The organism is Pseudomonas sp. R37(2017) (assembly GCF_002113375.1).
Classification (GTDB): domain Bacteria; phylum Pseudomonadota; class Gammaproteobacteria; order Pseudomonadales; family Pseudomonadaceae; genus Aquipseudomonas.
Window position 1 is genome coordinate 20,385 of record NZ_NEHO01000013.1, and the last position, 14,935, is coordinate 35,319.

Annotated in this window: 16 protein-coding genes; all 16 read left to right on the forward strand. The window is 62.7% G+C overall.

Features of this window, described 5'->3' with window-relative positions; translation table 11 throughout:
- The first annotated feature begins 5 nt into the window (after positions 1-5).
- The 16 genes from CAG47_RS19805 (at position 6) to CAG47_RS29060 (ending at position 14,759) form a co-directional block, all read left to right on the forward strand.
- Positions 6-422 (forward strand): MaoC family dehydratase, encoded by a 417-nt coding sequence (locus CAG47_RS19805; protein WP_085726531.1) that lies wholly within the window; start codon positions 6-8, stop codon positions 420-422.
- A 17-nt stretch (positions 423-439) separates the two neighbouring features.
- Entirely contained in the window at positions 440-1,276 is an 837-nt protein-coding gene (locus tag CAG47_RS19810) for an SDR family NAD(P)-dependent oxidoreductase (protein ID WP_085726532.1), read from the forward strand.
- A gap of 102 nt (positions 1,277-1,378) precedes the next feature.
- Positions 1,379-2,527 carry an acyl-CoA dehydrogenase family protein gene (locus CAG47_RS19815; protein WP_085726533.1) on the forward strand — a complete coding sequence of 383 codons (1,149 nt, stop codon included), beginning with the start codon at positions 1,379-1,381 and terminating at the stop codon, positions 2,525-2,527.
- Between the two features lie 23 nt (positions 2,528-2,550).
- Positions 2,551-3,363 carry an enoyl-CoA hydratase/isomerase family protein gene (locus tag CAG47_RS19820; protein ID WP_085726534.1) on the forward strand — a complete coding sequence of 271 codons (813 nt, stop codon included), beginning with the start codon at positions 2,551-2,553 and terminating at the stop codon, positions 3,361-3,363.
- Positions 3,363-4,775, forward strand: coding sequence for a coniferyl aldehyde dehydrogenase (locus tag CAG47_RS19825; protein ID WP_085726535.1), 1,413 nt, complete (start codon positions 3,363-3,365; stop codon positions 4,773-4,775). The genes CAG47_RS19820 and CAG47_RS19825 overlap by 1 nt, the downstream gene beginning before the upstream one ends.
- A gap of 134 nt (positions 4,776-4,909) precedes the next feature.
- Positions 4,910-5,899: a nitronate monooxygenase family protein gene (locus tag CAG47_RS19830; RefSeq protein WP_256577490.1), complete on the forward strand. Its 990-nt coding sequence runs from the start codon at positions 4,910-4,912 to the stop codon at positions 5,897-5,899.
- 18 nt (positions 5,900-5,917) lie between these two features.
- A complete protein-coding gene (locus CAG47_RS19835; RefSeq protein ID WP_085726537.1) occupies positions 5,918-6,382 on the forward strand; it encodes a PaaI family thioesterase in 465 nt (154 codons plus the stop codon).
- Between the two features lie 36 nt (positions 6,383-6,418).
- Positions 6,419-6,814 carry a Zn-ribbon domain-containing OB-fold protein gene (locus CAG47_RS19840; protein ID WP_256577484.1) on the forward strand — a complete coding sequence of 132 codons (396 nt, stop codon included), beginning with the start codon at positions 6,419-6,421 and terminating at the stop codon, positions 6,812-6,814.
- The gene (locus tag CAG47_RS19845) at positions 6,811-7,962 is read left to right on the forward strand and encodes a thiolase (protein WP_085726538.1); all 1,152 of its coding nucleotides are present in this window, start codon (positions 6,811-6,813) and stop codon (positions 7,960-7,962) included. Before CAG47_RS19840 ends, CAG47_RS19845 begins: the two co-directional genes overlap by 4 nt.
- A 133-nt stretch (positions 7,963-8,095) precedes the next feature.
- Positions 8,096-9,148: an AraC family transcriptional regulator gene (locus CAG47_RS19850; RefSeq protein ID WP_158091322.1), complete on the forward strand. Its 1,053-nt coding sequence runs from the start codon at positions 8,096-8,098 to the stop codon at positions 9,146-9,148.
- A gap of 17 nt (positions 9,149-9,165) precedes the next feature.
- Complete coding sequence (locus tag CAG47_RS19860) at positions 9,166-10,005, forward strand: AraC family transcriptional regulator ligand-binding domain-containing protein (RefSeq protein WP_158091323.1); 840 nt, start codon at positions 9,166-9,168, stop codon at positions 10,003-10,005.
- A 133-nt stretch (positions 10,006-10,138) separates the two neighbouring features.
- Positions 10,139-11,335, forward strand: coding sequence for an acyl-CoA dehydrogenase family protein (locus CAG47_RS19865; protein WP_085726541.1), 1,197 nt, complete (start codon positions 10,139-10,141; stop codon positions 11,333-11,335).
- A gap of 16 nt (positions 11,336-11,351) precedes the next feature.
- Entirely contained in the window at positions 11,352-12,494 is a 1,143-nt protein-coding gene (locus tag CAG47_RS19870; protein WP_085726542.1) for an acyl-CoA dehydrogenase family protein, read from the forward strand.
- Positions 12,495-12,903: 409 nt separating this feature from the next.
- Positions 12,904-13,653 carry an electron transfer flavoprotein subunit beta/FixA family protein gene (locus CAG47_RS19875; RefSeq protein WP_085726543.1) on the forward strand — a complete coding sequence of 250 codons (750 nt, stop codon included), beginning with the start codon at positions 12,904-12,906 and terminating at the stop codon, positions 13,651-13,653.
- On the forward strand, positions 13,654-14,589 hold the full coding sequence (locus tag CAG47_RS19880) for an electron transfer flavoprotein subunit alpha/FixB family protein (RefSeq protein WP_085726544.1): 936 nt from the start codon (positions 13,654-13,656) through the stop codon (positions 14,587-14,589). It begins immediately after the preceding gene.
- A 35-nt stretch (positions 14,590-14,624) separates the two neighbouring features.
- Entirely contained in the window at positions 14,625-14,759 is a 135-nt protein-coding gene (locus CAG47_RS29060; protein ID WP_256577485.1) for a hypothetical protein, read from the forward strand.
- Positions 14,760-14,935 lie beyond the last annotated feature (176 nt).

A 14,935-nucleotide genomic window follows, 5' to 3' on the forward strand; every position in this document is an offset into this window, starting at 1 on the left:
CGTACATGCAAAGCATCAATCTGGCAGACCTGGACATCGGCAGCGAGCTGCCGTCGTTCACCACCGCTCCGATCAGCCGCCTGACCCTGGCGCTGTACTGCGGCGCTTCGGGCGACCACAACCCGATCCACGTCGACCTGGACTTCGCCAGGAAGGCCGGCATGCCCGACGTGTTCGCCCACGGCATGTTGTCCATGGGCTACCTGGGGCGCCTGCTGACCAACTGGGTTCCACAAGAGGCCATCCGCCATTTCTCGGTGCGTTTCGTATCGATCACTCAGGTCGGCGATGCCATCAACTGCTCGGGCAAGGTCGTCGAGAAAGACCCATCCACTGGAACAGTGCGCCTGGAAATCACCACCCGCAACCAGGCGGGTGACATCAAATTGTCTGGCGAAGCCGTCATTGCGCTGGCCGCTTGAATTCAAAGGAGAACAACATGCACAACAAACTCGAAGGTAAAGTCGCCCTGATCACCGGTTCCGGCCGTGGCATCGGGCGCAATGTCGCGCTGCAACTGGCCGCCCTGGGCGCCAGGGTGGTTATCAACGATCTGGACCAGGCACCCGCCGAAGAGACCGTGGCCGACATCCGCGCTGCCGGCGGCGATGCCGTCGCCTGCGTCGGCAGCGTCACCGCGCCGGACTTCGCCGACCGCTTCCTGAAAACCGCGATGGACGCCTACGGCACCATCGACATCATCGTCAACAACGCCGGTTTCACCTGGGACAACGTGATCCAGAAAATGTCCGACGACCAATGGGACGCGATCATCGAGTGCCACCTCACCGCACCGTTCCGCATCCTGCGCGCGGCCCAGCCGATCATCAGCGCCCTGGCCAAGAAAGAAGCCGCCGAAGGCCGCGAAGTGTTCCGCAAGGTGGTCAACATTTCCTCCGGCGCCGCCGGTGGCAACGCCGGTCAGGCCAACTACTCCTCGGCCAAGGCTGGCATCCTCGGCATGACCAAGTGCCTGGCCAAGGAGTGGGGCCGCCTGAAGGTCAACGTCAACGCCGTGGCCTTCGGCCTGATCGATACCCGTCTGACCCAGGCCCTGGCCGGTGAGGACAGCAAGACCGTCAACATCGAAGGCCGGGAAATCAAGGTGGGCGTGCAACAGGCTCGCCTGGATGCGGCGAGCACCGCGATCCCGTTGGGCCGTCCGGGCAAGCCGGAAGAGGCCGCAGGTTCGGTCGTGCTGTTCTGCCTGCCGGAATCGAACTACCTGTCCGGGCAGACCCTGTACTGCGGTGGCGGTCCAGGCAGCAACTTCTAAGCATCCGCTCCCAGCCTGCCGTGCAGCGCCCAAGGGCGTTGCGCGGTGCAGGCGAGCCATAACTCCATGAATTCAACGCCAGCGTACCCCTGAGGAATGCCCATGACTGCCTACCAATCCCCGTGGATCACCGATGACCTGGTGATTTTCCAGGACTCCATCCGCCGTTTCATCGCCGAAGAATTGGTGCCCCACGAAGAACGCTGGGGCCAGCAACACCACGTCGACCGTGAAATCTGGCTGAAGGCAGGCGAGTTCGGCATGTTGTTGCCGAGCATTCCGGAAGAGTACGGTGGCGCCGGCGGCACCTTCGCCCACGATGCGATCATCACCCTTGAGCAAAGCCGGGCGATCAGCACCAGCCTGGGCACCAACGTGCACAGCGGTATCGTGGCCCACTACCTGCTGCGCTACGCCAGTGAAGAGCAGAAGCTCAAGTGGCTGCCGAAAATGGCCCGTGGCGAAATGATCGGGGCCATCGCCATGTCCGAGCCGGGTGCCGGTTCCGATCTTCAGGCAATCAAGACCCGCGCCGTGCGTGATGGCGACGAGTACGTGATCAATGGCTCCAAGACCTTCATCACCAACGGCTACCACGCCGACCTGATTCTGGTGGTGGTCAAGACCGATCCGGAGAAGGGCGCCAAGGGCGTGTCGATCGTCGTCGTGGAAACCGAGAACCTGGAAGGTTTCCGCCGTGGGCGCTTCCTGGAAAAAATCGGCCAGCGCGGCCAGGACACCACCGAGCTGTTCTTTGACGACGTGCGCGTGCCGTGCGCTCATCTGCTGGGCACGGAAGAAGGCAAAGGCTTCATCCAGCTGATGCAGCAGTTGCCCCAGGAACGCATGATCATTGCCCTGGGCGCCCTGGCCACCATGGAGCGTGCCATTGAGGAAACGGTCAACTACACCCGTGATCGCAAAGTCTTCGGCAAGTCGTTGCTGGACCTGCAGAACACCCGCTTCAAACTGGCCGAGTGCCAGACCGTCGCTACCATCGCCCGCACTTTCGTCGACGACTGCATGGTCAAGGTACTCAAGGGTGAACTGAGCCCGGAAACCGCGGCCATGGCCAAGTGGTGGTGCACCCAGCAGAACTGCCAGGTCATCGATGAGTGCCTGCAGCTGCACGGCGGCTACGGCTACATGGTCGAGTACCCGATAGCTCGCATGTACATGAACTCGCGCGTCACCAAGATCTTCGGCGGTTCCAACGAAATCATGAAGGAGCTGGTCGCGCGCACGCTGTAAGTGCGCCGTCCCGAGGAAAAGCGATGACGACTCTACCTTCTACCATTGAACTGACGATCGATGACGGCCTGGCAACGCTGACCCTGTCCCGTCCCGAACGCAAGAACGCGCTGACCGTGCAGATGTTTGCCGAACTCCTCGACGCGCTGCTCCACTTGCGCCGCAACCCCGACGTTCGTGCTGTCCTGCTGACCGGTGCCGGCGATGCGTTCTGCTCAGGCGGCGATGTCAACAACATGGGCGGCTCCGTCGAGGCGACGAATGTGCGCGCGAGCATGGTCGAGAACAACCGCTTGCTCAGCGCCATGGCCGACTTCGACAAACCGCTGATTGCGGCGGTGGATGGCGTGGCCTTCGGCGCCGGTTTCAGCCTGGCGCTGGCCGCGGACTTCGTCATCGCCTCCGAGCGGGCACGCTTCTGCATGGCCTTTGCCCGAGTGGGGCTGGGCCCGGACCTGGGGGCGTCCTTCACCTTGCCGCGTGTCGTCGGCTTGCAGCGGGCCAAGGAACTGCTCTATTCGGCGCGTGAAGTCGGTGCCCAGGAAGCGCTGGCCCTTGGCATTGCGCTGGAAGTGCACCCGGTGGAGCGCTTCCGCGCTCGCGCCGAAGCATTGGCCCGCAGCATGGCCAACATGTCCACCGCCGCGTTTTTCATGACCAAGCGCCTGTTGGGCCGCACCTTTGAAAACGACCTGGCAGCGCAGCTCGACGCCGAGGCGGCAGCGCAGGCCGTGCTGCTCGGCTCCAGCTATACCCGTGACGCTTCGGCGCGTTTTGCCCGCAAGGAAGCGCCGCGCTACCAATGGCCGCAACCTTCACCAGTAGAGGTTCAATGATGAGCATCCCTGAAAACCCCAGTGTCGCAGTCATTCGTGCCACCCTGGACTGCCAGCGTGCGGCACACCTGGCCAATAGCACCTGGAGCGCCGAACAGCGTATCGAACTGATCGACCGCGCAATCGGCCTGCTGGTGGACTTCCAGGACGAAATCGTCGAAGCGGCTGCTGCCGACTTCGGTCATCGCAGTCACGATTTCAGCCGGGTCACCGAAGTGCTCTCGCCACTGATGACCCTTAAGCAGACCAAGGCGCAACTGGCGGGCTGGATGCAGCCGGAACCGCGCCATAGCGAGCGCGGCGAAGCCTGGGTGCAATACCAGCCGCTGGGTGTGGTCGGCATCGTCAGCCCGTGGAACTTCCCGGTGAACCTCGCGTTCGGCGGCCTGGCCGGTGCGCTGGCGGCGGGCAACCGGGTGATGATCAAGCCTTCGGAATTCACCCCCAAGACTTCCCAACTGATGGCGCGGATGGTGCGCTCGGTGTACGCCGAAGACGAAGTCGCCGTGATACTCGGCGGGCCAGAAGTCGGCCAGGCGTTCTGCGCCCAGCCGTTCGACCATTTGCTGTTCACCGGCGCCACCAGCGTCGGCAAGCACGTGATGCGCGCGGCGGCGGAAAACCTGGTGCCGGTGACCCTGGAGCTGGGCGGTAAATCACCGACCATTCTTTCCCGTTCGGCGGACTTCAAGGCGGCGGTGAGCAAGATCATCACCGGCAAGATGCACAACGCCGGGCAGATCTGCCTGTCGCCGGACTACGTGTTCGTACCCGAGGAATCGCTGGCCGATTTCGTCGCCGCGGCCAAGGCCGTGTTGGCCGGTTACTTCCCGACGTTGCTGGCCAACCCGGATTACACCTCGGTGATCAACGCGCGGCACTTCCAGCGCCTGAACGCGTACCTCGATGAAGCCCGTGAAGCCGGCGTCGAACTGGTCGAACTGAACCCGGCCAACGAAGACTTCAGCGGCCAGGCCCATCACAAGATCGCCCCGACGTTGTTGATCAATCCGGGCGATGAGCTGGCGGTCATGCAGGACGAGATCTTCGGCCCGCTGTTGCCGGTCAAGTCGTACGCATCCATCGAAGAGGTGGTGAGGTACATCAATGCCCATCCGCGTCCGCTGGGCCTGTACTACTTCGGCACCGATCCGGTCGAGGAAGCCTTCGTGCTGAACCGTACCGTCTCCGGTGGCGTGACCCTCAACGATGTGATTCGCCATGTCGGTGTCGAGAGCCTGCCGTTCGGTGGCGTCGGCCCCAGCGGCATGGGCGCGTATCACGGTCAGGACGGTTTCCGCACCTTCAGCCACGCCAGGGCGGTGTTCCGCCCGGCGGATGGCCCGGACCTGATGCGCCCGCCGTTCGTGGAGCAGGTCAAGCAGATCGTGGCTTCGCTGATTCAACGCTGAACCGTCACCCCTTGTCCTGTAGGAGCGAGCAAGCTCGCGATGGACGTCAACGATGACGCGGGAAACCTGACACCCCTCGGTGTCCATGACTCCATCGCGAGCGTGCTCGCTCCTACAGGGTGGGGCGTTCGTACATTTTTTGGAGAGACAACAGCATGCAGACACGGATCACAGAACTGTTCGGCATCCGTTACCCCATCATCCAGGGCGGCATGATGTGGGTGGGTCGTGCCGAGATGGCCGCCGCCGTTTCCAACGCAGGCGGCCTGGGCATCCTCACCGCACTGACCCAACCAACGCCCGAGGCGCTGGCCGCAGAGATCGAGCGCTGCCGGTCGATGACCGACAAGCCGTTCGGGGTCAACCTCACCCTGTTGCCGTCGATCAACCCGCCGCCTTATGCGCAGTACCTGGATGTGATCATCGAGAGTGGGGTGAAAATCCTCGAAACCGCCGGCAACAACCCCGGCGAGCACATTGCCCGGGCCAAGGCCGCCGGGATCAAGGTGATCCACAAGTGCGTTGCCGTGCGTCATGCCTTGTCGGCCGAGCGCCTGGGGGTGGACGCGGTGTCCATCGACGGCTTCGAATGCGCCGGTCACCCCGGTGAAGACGATGTACCGGGGCTGGTGTTGATTCCGTTGGCGGCCCGCCAATTGCAAATCCCGGTGGTGGCTTCCGGTGGCATCGCCGACGGCCGCGGCCTGGCGGCGGCCCTGGCCCTGGGTGCGGAAGGCGTGAACATGGGTACGCGCTTCTGCGCCACCCTCGAGGCGCCCATCCACGACAACATCAAGCAGGCGCTGGTCAATGCCAGCGAGCGTGACACCCGCCTGATCTTCCGCACCCTGCACAACACCGCACGGGTCTTGCGCAACCCGATTTCCGAGGAAGTCGTGGGCATCGAGAAACGCGGTGGCGCCCAGTTCGAGGACATCCGCCATCTGGTCGCCGGCGCCCGTGGCCGCGCCGCGCTGGAGGAGGGCATGCCGGACGCTGGCATCGTCACCGCCGGCCAATGTGTCGGTCTGATCAGCGATGTGCCCAGCTGCCAGGAGCTGATCGAACGGATGGTCGAGGAATGCCGAGAGCGCTTGCACATGGCCCGGGCCTGGGTCAACTGAAGTGAGGATTCGATCGACATGAATGCTATCCACCTGAGTGAAGACGTGCGGGCGCGGATGGCCGAGCACAAGGTCCCCGTCGGTTTTGAACCCATGAGGTTGCGCGTCGGCTTTGTGCAGATGTGCGAGTCGGTGTACGTCGATTACACGCGCCTGGTGCTGGGCGCGCGAATTCTGCCGCAGCACCTGAACCCCTTGGGCATTGCCCACGGTGGCATGCTCGCGACCCTGGCCGACACCTCCTTTGGAACGGTCATTCGCTTGATGTCGGAAAGCCAATTGCCGCCTGCGACCATCAACCTGAACCTGGACTACATCAGTCCGGCCCACGAGGGCAGCTGGATCGAAGCCCATGTGCAGATCCACAAGCTGGGCCGACGCCTGAGCAACGCCAGCTGCTCATTGATGGACGGTGAGCGCCTGGTGGCGCGCGGTACTGCCACCTTCATCCAGAGCACGCGCTCCCTGCACGGACAGGCGTGATCCGCATTTATCCATTTCTTGAGTCAGGAGCCTTGCATGACCGACACGACCACGCCCATCGAAGGCGAAATGGGGCCAGAGGCCCAGTACCTGAGCTTCCTCGCCCAGAGCCGTTTCATGATCCAGCGCAGCCGTTCCACCGGGCGTTATGTGTTCTACCCGCGGGTGGTGATCCCGGGCACCGGCGAGACCGATCTGGAGTGGGTTCCCGCCAAGGGCACCGGCACGGTGTATGCCATCACCGTCAACCGCGCCCGCCACGGCAGTCATAACGTCGCGTTGATCGACCTGGACGAAGGCCCGCGCATGATGTCGCGCATCGAAGGCCAGGAAACCGCGCCAATCGGCAGCCGGGTCCGCGCACGCATTGTCGAGGAAGAGGGCGTGGCCATCGTCGTCTTCGATCCGATTGAACAAGGAGTCACAGCATGAATGAAGCGATTCGCGGCAAGACCGCCATTGTCGGCATCGGTACCGCCGGTTGCGGTGAAGCGAAAGGTTTCAGCGCCATCGAACTGCTGGGCCAGGCCTCGATCAAGGCGATTGCCGATGCTGGCCTCGAGCTGCAGGACATCGACGGCATTTTCGCCGCCACCAGTTCCCATGCCTTCCCGACCCTGTCGGTGGCTGAATACCTGGGCATCAAGCCCAGATACGTCGACGGCACCAACGTCGGCGGTTCCAGTTTCGAGATGCACCTGCTGCAAGCGACCCTGGCGCTGGAGGCCGGCCTGTGCAATGCCGCGCTGGTCTGCTACGGCTCCAACCAACGTACGGCGGGTGGGCGCCTGGTGTCGATGAGCGAGCCTCAGTGGCACGAATCGTTCTACAAACCACGGCACCCGATCACCTCGTACTCGCTGGCGGCCAGCCGGCACATGCACCAGTACGGCACCACTCGCGAAATGCTCGCCGAGGTGGCTGTTTCGGCGCGTGGCTGGGCCAACCTCAACCCCGAGGCGTTCGCCCGTGGGCCGCTGACCATCGAAGACGTAATGGCCAGTCGCATGGTCAGCGATCCGTTGAGTTCCGCCGACTGCTGCCTGGTCACCGACGGCGGCGCGGCGGTGGTACTGGTGCGTTCGGATCGGGCACGGCACTTGCCGCAAAAACCGGTGTACTTCCTCGGCGCGGCCGGCGCCCAGTGGCACCGCTCGGTGGTCTGCATGCCGGACCTGACCGTCACTGCCGCTTCGGAAAGTGCGCCACGGGCCATGGAGATGGCCGGGGTCAAGCACGCCGATGTCGACCTGGTGATGCTCTACGATGCGTTCACCATCAACACCATCCTGTTCCTCGAGGACCTGGGCTTTTGTCCGAAGGGCGAGGGTGGGCGTTTCGTCCAGGGCGGGCACATCGCACCGGGTGGCGGCCTGGCGGTGAACACCAACGGTGGCGGATTGTCCTGCGTGCATCCGGGCATGTACGGGCTGTTCCTGATCGTCGAGGCGGTGACGCAGATCCGTGGCAACGCCGGCGCACGGCAGTTGAAAAAGGCCGATGTCGCGTTGCTGCACGGCAACGGCGGGACGCTGTCCAGTCAGGTCACGGCGTTCCTGGGCAGTGAAGCGGTGCTTTGATCCGGCTGGTCCTGAAATTGGTTCGAACGATCTAGAGCCAGTGGGCGGGCGGGGCGGGATACTCGACGTCAAGCCGAACACCCTCCTTGCAGGAGCAACGCTGCTGCAAGGTCCGCCTTTCAGGACCGACGTCATGCACCCGCAGATCAAACCATCGCCGGCAGTGCCACCCAACACCGTCTACCTGCCCACCCTGTTGCCGGCCATCGAAGGGCTGTTGCGTCGAGGCCTGGCCGTAGAGCGGATCGAAGCGGTGTTCCAGCGCAGCCTCGAAGAAATCAGGACGCCGCTGGTGCGAGTGCCGATCCTCATGTCCCGGCGCTTCTGGGACCTGGCCGTCGAATACAGCGGCGATCCCGGCATTGGCCTCGAACTGGGACTGGACCTGCTGTCCAGGCAACCCAACGGCTTGAGCTATCTGTTTGATGCGGAGTCCTCGCTCAAGCGCGGGTTCGAGCATCTGGTGCGTTACATGGCCGAATTCCAGGGGCATTTTCGCAGCGAAGTGGTGTTTCGCGGGGATGAGGCGCAGGTGCGCCTGTATGACTGCGGCAGCCTCAAGGCGGCGCCTCAGATGGTCGACTACGTGATGGCCGGGTTGTGCGCGCTGGTGCGCCGCAAGATGTTGAGTTGCGGTCAGCCCGGCTTGCCCTTGCGGCACCTGTCGTTCGCCCACAGTGCGCTGACCGAGGCTTCACGTCATGCAACGGCCCTGCAAGCCTCGGTCAGTTGGGAACAGCCCTGGCATGCCTTGCACTTCGACCGCGACCTGTTCGTGCGCGAAGTGACCCGTCGCGACGAAGCACTGGTGTCGCGGTTGCAGGCGTTGATCGCGGACATCGACCAGCGCAGCCGGCCCACACTGCTGGCCGAAGTTTGCGATCAGATCGCCCTTGAGCTGTCCAATGGACCGACACTGGAGGCGTTCTGCAGCCGTCGTCACATCACGCGGCGAACCGCCCGTCGTCGTTTGCAGGCCCAGGGCGGACAGTACAGCGATCTGCTCGATGAATACCGTCGTTACCGGGCCTATGACTTGTTGAAGGGCTCGTCCCTGAATCTGATCGAAGTGACCGACCTGCTCGGTTACCGCGACCTTTCCAGCTTTTCCCGCGCCTTCCAGCGCTGGTATGGCAGCAGCCCTGGCGCCTGGCGCGAGCGGTTCGCCAAGCCACAAAAGCGCTAGACAAGAGAATGATCACAATGACAAAAACGTTCTCCGTTTCCAGCACCCTGATCAGCCTGTTGCTCGATCATGCGTCTGCCCGGGGCCTGGACAGCTCGCAACTGTTGCTCGAGGCCGGTATCGGCCGCAGCCAGCTTTCGGACCCACTGCACAAGTTGCCCCATGAGCACCTTGAATTGCTTTGCCAGCTCTGCGAGCGCGCCAGCGGCGACAGGCGCATGGGCTGCGACATGTCCCACCGCCTGACCGCCAACGGCCTGCACGGCTTGAACATCCTGATGGATTCGGCGCCGACCCTGGCCGAAGGCTTGCGTTGCCTGGAGCAGTTCCTGCCGTTGCTCACCGAACGCATGCGACTCGAGATGCGGCAAACCGCCGAATCGGTGGTTTTTACCCTTCGGGTACCGCAGCCGGCCCCCCATTTCTTCTGGCTCGATGCGGCCTTGTCGGCGTTGTTGCGCAACCTGGCGCGCCGCGTGGGCAAGGCACCCGGGCAATTGCTGCAAAAGGTCTGGATCACACCGCAACAGCAATGCACCGAGGCGCTGGATGAGTGGGGGGTGGCCTATGAGTACGCGTCTTCGCCGGCCTTCGAGGTCCCGCTCGAAGCCCTTCAATGGCGCCATGTAAAAGCCGACGAGTTCTTCCATCGGACCATGCTCGAACACTGGCAGTCGCTGCAACCGATCTCTGCCTGCGAAGACCAGGGGTTGGCCGAGGCACGGCTGTGGCTGAAAAGCTCCACCCATCCCATCGAGCACATCGCCAGCCTGATGGGCTATAGCCAGCCCGGCAATTTCACCCGGGCGTTTCGAAAGCAGTATGGCCTCACGCCCCGGCAGTATCGCCAGGCCTGAGCAGCACGCGCCTGCAAATTGGTTCGAACGATCTAGAGCGTTTCAAAAAGGGCAGGCCGATACTCGATGCCCGCTGCAAAGCCCTTGGCATTCACCCTGCCAGGTGTTCCTACACACTGCTCGAGGAGTCTTGATGGACATCCATTTCACCCCCGATGAGCTCGCCTTCCGTGAGGAGGTGCGCGATTTTCTGCACAAGAACTTGCCGGCCGATGTGGCGGCCAAGGTCAAGCTTGGCAAGCGTCTGTCCAAGGCCGATAACGTCAGCTGGATGCAAACGCTGAACAAGCGCGGCTGGTATGCCCCCATGTGGCCGGTCGAGCTGGGCGGCAAAGGCTGGAGCGTGGTGCACAAACACATCTTCGACGAAGAGTGCGCCGCTTACGGCGCGCCACGTGTGCTGCCGTTCGGCGTGGTGATGGTCGGGCCGGTCATCATCAAGTTCGGCACCCCGCAGCAGAAAGCCCATTACCTGCCGCGCATCCTCGACTCCACCGACTGGTGGGCACAGGGTTATTCGGAGCCGGGTGCCGGTTCCGACCTGGCGTCGCTGAAAACCCGCGCGGTGCGTGATGGCGACCACTACATCGTCAATGGCCAGAAGACCTGGACCACCATGGCCCAGCACGCCGACTGGATTTTCTGCCTGGTACGTACCGACCCGGATGCACAGGCCCAGCGTGGCATTTCCTTCCTGCTGATCGACATGAAGACGCCGGGCGTGACCGTGCGGCCGATCATCACCCTGGACGGCGATCATGAAGTCAACGAAGTGTTCTTCGACGACGTGCGTGTGCCGGTGGCCAACCTGGTGGGCGAAGAGAACCAGGGCTGGACCTGCGCCAAGTACCTGCTGACCCACGAGCGTACCGGTCTTGCCGGCATCGGCGCGTCCAAAGCCTTGCTCAAGCACCTCAAGGCCATTGCCGGTCGCGAGCTGTGCGACGGCCGTCCGCTGATTGAAGACCCGCTGTTCCGAGCGCAGATCGCCGAAGTGGAAATGCAACTGATGGCCACCGAGATGAGCAACCTGCGCATCCTGGCCACCAGCAGCGAAGGCGGCGTGCCCGGTACGGAAAGTTCGATCCTCAAGGTCAAGGGTACCGAGATCCGCCAGGCCATTACCCACCTGTTGCGCAAAGCCGTCGGCCCATACGCGTTGCCGTTCCTGGAAGACGAACTGGAGAAGGCCTTCGGCGAAGACGAGCTGCACACCGACTACAGCTCAACCGTCGCCAGCCAGTATTTCATCATGCGCAAGCTGTCGATCTACGGCGGCTCCAACGAAATTCAGAAGAACATCGTTTCCAAGATGATTCTCGAACTGTAATGAGGTCGCTCCGATCATGGATTTCAAATTGACTGAAGAGCAGCAAATGCTGCAGGACACCGCTGCACGGCTGGTACGCGATGCCTATGGCTTCGAGCAGCGGGAGAAATTTCGCCATACGGAACTGGGCCATGGCGAGGCCTTCTGGCAGACCCTGGGCGAGCTGGGCCTGACCTCGGTGCCGTTCGCCGAGCAGTACGGCGGATTTGGCGGCACTGGCGTGGAAACCATGCTGATCATGACCGAACTGGGCCGTGGCCTGTGCCTGGAGCCTTACCTGCAATCGGTGATCTATGCCGGCGGTCTGATCCAGCAACTGGGTAGCGAAGCGCAGAAAAATGACCTGCTGGGGCAGGTCGCCAGCGCTGAACTGCAACTGGCCGTGGCTTTCGAAGAGCCGCAAAGTCATTACCACCTCAATGACGTGCAGACCCGTGCCGAAGCTGTCGAGGGCGGTTTCAGGCTGTGCGGTCGCAAGGTGGCGGTCATCGGAGGCCAAAGCGCGAGCCTGATCCTGGTGTCGGCGCGGGTGGCGGGCAATGCCCGGGATGAAGAGGGTATCAGCCTGTTCCTGGTCGACCCGCAAGCCGAGGGCGTGAAACGCCGCGTCTACCCGACGGCCGATGGCCTCAAGGGTTGCGAGCTGTACCTGGACGACGTCTTTATCGAAGCCAATGCCTTGCTGGGCGAAAACGGCCAGGCCCTGGCTGCCCTGCGCTACCAGCAAGGGCGGGCCATCGCGGCCCAGTGCGCCGAAGCCACCGGCGCCATGGCCGCCGCCTGCGACCTGACCCTGGACTACCTCAAGCAACGCAAGCAATTCGGTCAACCGATCGGCAAGTTCCAGGTGCTGCAACACCGCATGGTCGATATGCGCACCGAACTGGACCAGGCCACTTCCATGGCCATGCTGGCCGCCTGTGTGGCTGATCAGCCGGACAGCGAAGAGCGCAGCCGCACCCTGGCCGCCGCCAAGTTCATCGTCACCCGCGCCGGTCGTCTTGTCTGCGAGCAGAGCATTCAGTTGCACGGAGGCATCGGCCTGACCGATGAGTACGTGGGTTCACACTACGCCAAGCACCTGGTGATGATCAGCCACCAGTTCGGCGACGACGACCACCACCTCAAGGCCTACAGCAAATTGATGCAGGTCGCCTGAACCGTTGGGATAACACCACCCCCTGTAGGAGCGAGCACGCTCGCGATGGTCGTCAACGCTAACACTGACAGCCTGACACCCCGCGGTGTCCGGGAATCCATCGCGAGTATGCCCGCTCCTGCACAATGGGATAACGCCACCCCCTGTAGGAGCGAGCACGCTCGCGATGGTCGTCAACGATAACGCTGACAGCCTGACGCCCCGCGGTGTCTGGGGATCCATCGCGAGCATGCTCGCTCCTACACAATCGGATAACGCCAGCCCTGTAGGAGCGAGCACGCTCGCGATGGTGGTCAACGATAACGCTGACAGCCTGACGCCCCGCGGTGTCTGGGGATCCATCGCGAGCGTGCTCGCTCCTACAGGGGGAGGTATTTCCTGTGGGGCCACTTTTTTTTGGAGAGTTCTTATGAAAGTCCTGGTCGCTGTAAAGCGCGTGGTCGACTTCAACGTGAAGGTGCGCGTCAAGGCGGACAACACCGGTGTCGATCTGGCCAACGTCAAGATGGCCATGAATCCGTTCTGCGAAATTGCCGTGGAAGAAGCCGTGCGTTTGAAAGAGCAGGGTATCGCCAGCGAAATCGTGGTGGTGTCCATCGGCCCGGCCGCCACCCAGGAACAACTGCGCACTGCGCTGGCACTGGGTGCCGACCGTGGTGTTCTCGTAGAGTCGAATGACGAGTTGAATGCTCTCGCCGTGGCCAAGCTGCTCAAGGCTGTGGTCGACAAGGAACAACCACAATTGGTGATCATCGGCAAACAGGCCATCGACAGTGACAACAACCAGACGGGCCAGATGCTCGCCGCATTGAGCGGCTACGGTCAGGGCACCTTTGCCTCGAAAGTGGCGGTCAGCGGCAACACCGTGGCCGTCACCCGCGAAATCGACGGCGGCCTGCAAACCGTGGCCCTGAGCATGCCGGCCATCGTCACCACTGACCTGCGTCTGAACGAGCCGCGTTACGCGTCGCTGCCCAACATCATGAAGGCCAAGAAGAAGCCGCTGGAAACTGTCACGCCCAACGCACTGGGCGTATCCACGCTATCCACCGTCAAGACCCTGAAGGTTGAAGCGCCAACGGCACGCAGCGCGGGCATCAAGGTCAAGTCGGTCGCGGAACTGGTCGAAAAACTGAAAAACGAAGCGAAGGTGATCTGAATGACCGTCCTGGTAATCGCTGAACACGACAACAAGGTTTTGGCTTCGGCCACCCTGAACACCGTGGCTGCCGCCGTGAAAATGGGCGGCGACATCCACGTCCTCGTCGCCGGTGCCAACGTTGGCGCCGTGGCTGAAGCGGCGACGAAAATTGCGGGTGTTGCTAAGGTGCTGGTCGCCGACAACGCGGCCTATGCCAACCAATTGCCGGAAAACACGGCACCGCTGGTCGTCGCGCTGGTTAATGAGGCAGGCTATAGCCACGTACTTGCACCCGCCACCTCCAACGGCAAAAACATCCTGCCACGGGTGGCTGCGCAACTGGACGTCGACCAGATCTCCGAGATCATCACGGTTGAATCGCCGGATACCTTCAAGCGTCCGATCTACGCCGGCAATGCCATCGCTACCGTTCAGTCCAACGCCGCAGTGAAAGTGATCACCGTGCGTGCCACCGGTTTCGACGCCGTGGCAGCCGAAGGTGGTTCGGCTGCCGTTGAACGGGTAGAGGCTGTCCACGACGCCGGTCAATCGTCCTTCGTCAGTGAAGAACTGGCCACGTCCGACCGTCCCGAGTTGACCGCTGCCCGGATCGTCGTTTCCGGCGGCCGCGGCATGCAGAACGGCGACAACTTCAAGCACCTGTATTCGCTGGCCGACAAGCTCGGCGCCGGTGTCGGCGCTTCCCGCGCGGCGGTCGACGCCGGTTTCGTTCCCAATGACATGCAGGTCGGCCAGACCGGCAAGATCGTTGCGCCACAGCTGTACATCGCCGTGGGTATCTCCGGGGCGATCCAGCATCTGGCCGGTATGAAAGATTCAAGGGTGATCGTTGCGATCAACAAGGACGAAGAAGCGCCGATCTTCCAGGTCGCCGATTATGGCCTGGTGGCCGATCTGTTCGAGGCTGTGCCTGAACTGGAACAAACCCTGTAAGAGTCGCTGTGAAGCCCATCGCAGGCGTGCCCTCGATGGGTCTTCCACTGTGCCTGACTCCTTCGGCAGCGGCGGCAGGTATTGCGGTGATCAGTTGCATCGGCGCGTTGGTGCTGTTGTTGGCCATCCCGGCGGGGCAGTTGAAGGAATGCAAACCACCAAACCTGTAGGAGCGAGCATGCTCGCGAAAAAAGCATTCAGGCAACGCAGGCATACAGGTGTCCCGCGTCATCGTTGGCGTCCATCGCCAGCGTGCTCGCTCCTACAGGGTCAGGCAGGAATTCTGTAGGAGCGAGCATGCTCGCGAAAAAACGTTCAGACAACGCGGGTATACAGGTGTCCCGCG

Bases quoted from the DNA above. Each gene is read 5' to 3' on its own strand.
- CAG47_RS19805 (WP_085726531.1), top strand. From the start codon at position 6: ATGCAAAGCATCAATCTGGCAGACCTGGACATCGGCAGCGAGCTGCCG.
- CAG47_RS19810 (WP_085726532.1), top strand. From the start codon at position 440: ATGCACAACAAACTCGAAGGTAAAGTCGCCCTGATCACCGGTTCCGGC.
- CAG47_RS19815 (WP_085726533.1), top strand. From the start codon at position 1,379: ATGACTGCCTACCAATCCCCGTGGATCACCGATGACCTGGTGATTTTC.
- CAG47_RS19820 (WP_085726534.1), top strand. From the start codon at position 2,551: ATGACGACTCTACCTTCTACCATTGAACTGACGATCGATGACGGCCTG.
- CAG47_RS19825 (WP_085726535.1), top strand. From the start codon at position 3,363: ATGAGCATCCCTGAAAACCCCAGTGTCGCAGTCATTCGTGCCACCCTG.
- CAG47_RS19835 (WP_085726537.1), top strand. From the start codon at position 5,918: ATGAATGCTATCCACCTGAGTGAAGACGTGCGGGCGCGGATGGCCGAG.
- CAG47_RS19840 (WP_256577484.1), top strand. From the start codon at position 6,419: ATGACCGACACGACCACGCCCATCGAAGGCGAAATGGGGCCAGAGGCC.
- CAG47_RS19845 (WP_085726538.1), top strand. From the start codon at position 6,811: ATGAATGAAGCGATTCGCGGCAAGACCGCCATTGTCGGCATCGGTACC.
- CAG47_RS19850 (WP_158091322.1), top strand. From the start codon at position 8,096: ATGCACCCGCAGATCAAACCATCGCCGGCAGTGCCACCCAACACCGTC.
- CAG47_RS19860 (WP_158091323.1), top strand. From the start codon at position 9,166: ATGACAAAAACGTTCTCCGTTTCCAGCACCCTGATCAGCCTGTTGCTC.
- CAG47_RS19865 (WP_085726541.1), top strand. From the start codon at position 10,139: ATGGACATCCATTTCACCCCCGATGAGCTCGCCTTCCGTGAGGAGGTG.
- CAG47_RS19870 (WP_085726542.1), top strand. From the start codon at position 11,352: ATGGATTTCAAATTGACTGAAGAGCAGCAAATGCTGCAGGACACCGCT.
- CAG47_RS19875 (WP_085726543.1), top strand. From the start codon at position 12,904: ATGAAAGTCCTGGTCGCTGTAAAGCGCGTGGTCGACTTCAACGTGAAG.
- CAG47_RS19880 (WP_085726544.1), top strand. From the start codon at position 13,654: ATGACCGTCCTGGTAATCGCTGAACACGACAACAAGGTTTTGGCTTCG.
- CAG47_RS29060 (WP_256577485.1), top strand. From the start codon at position 14,625: ATGGGTCTTCCACTGTGCCTGACTCCTTCGGCAGCGGCGGCAGGTATT.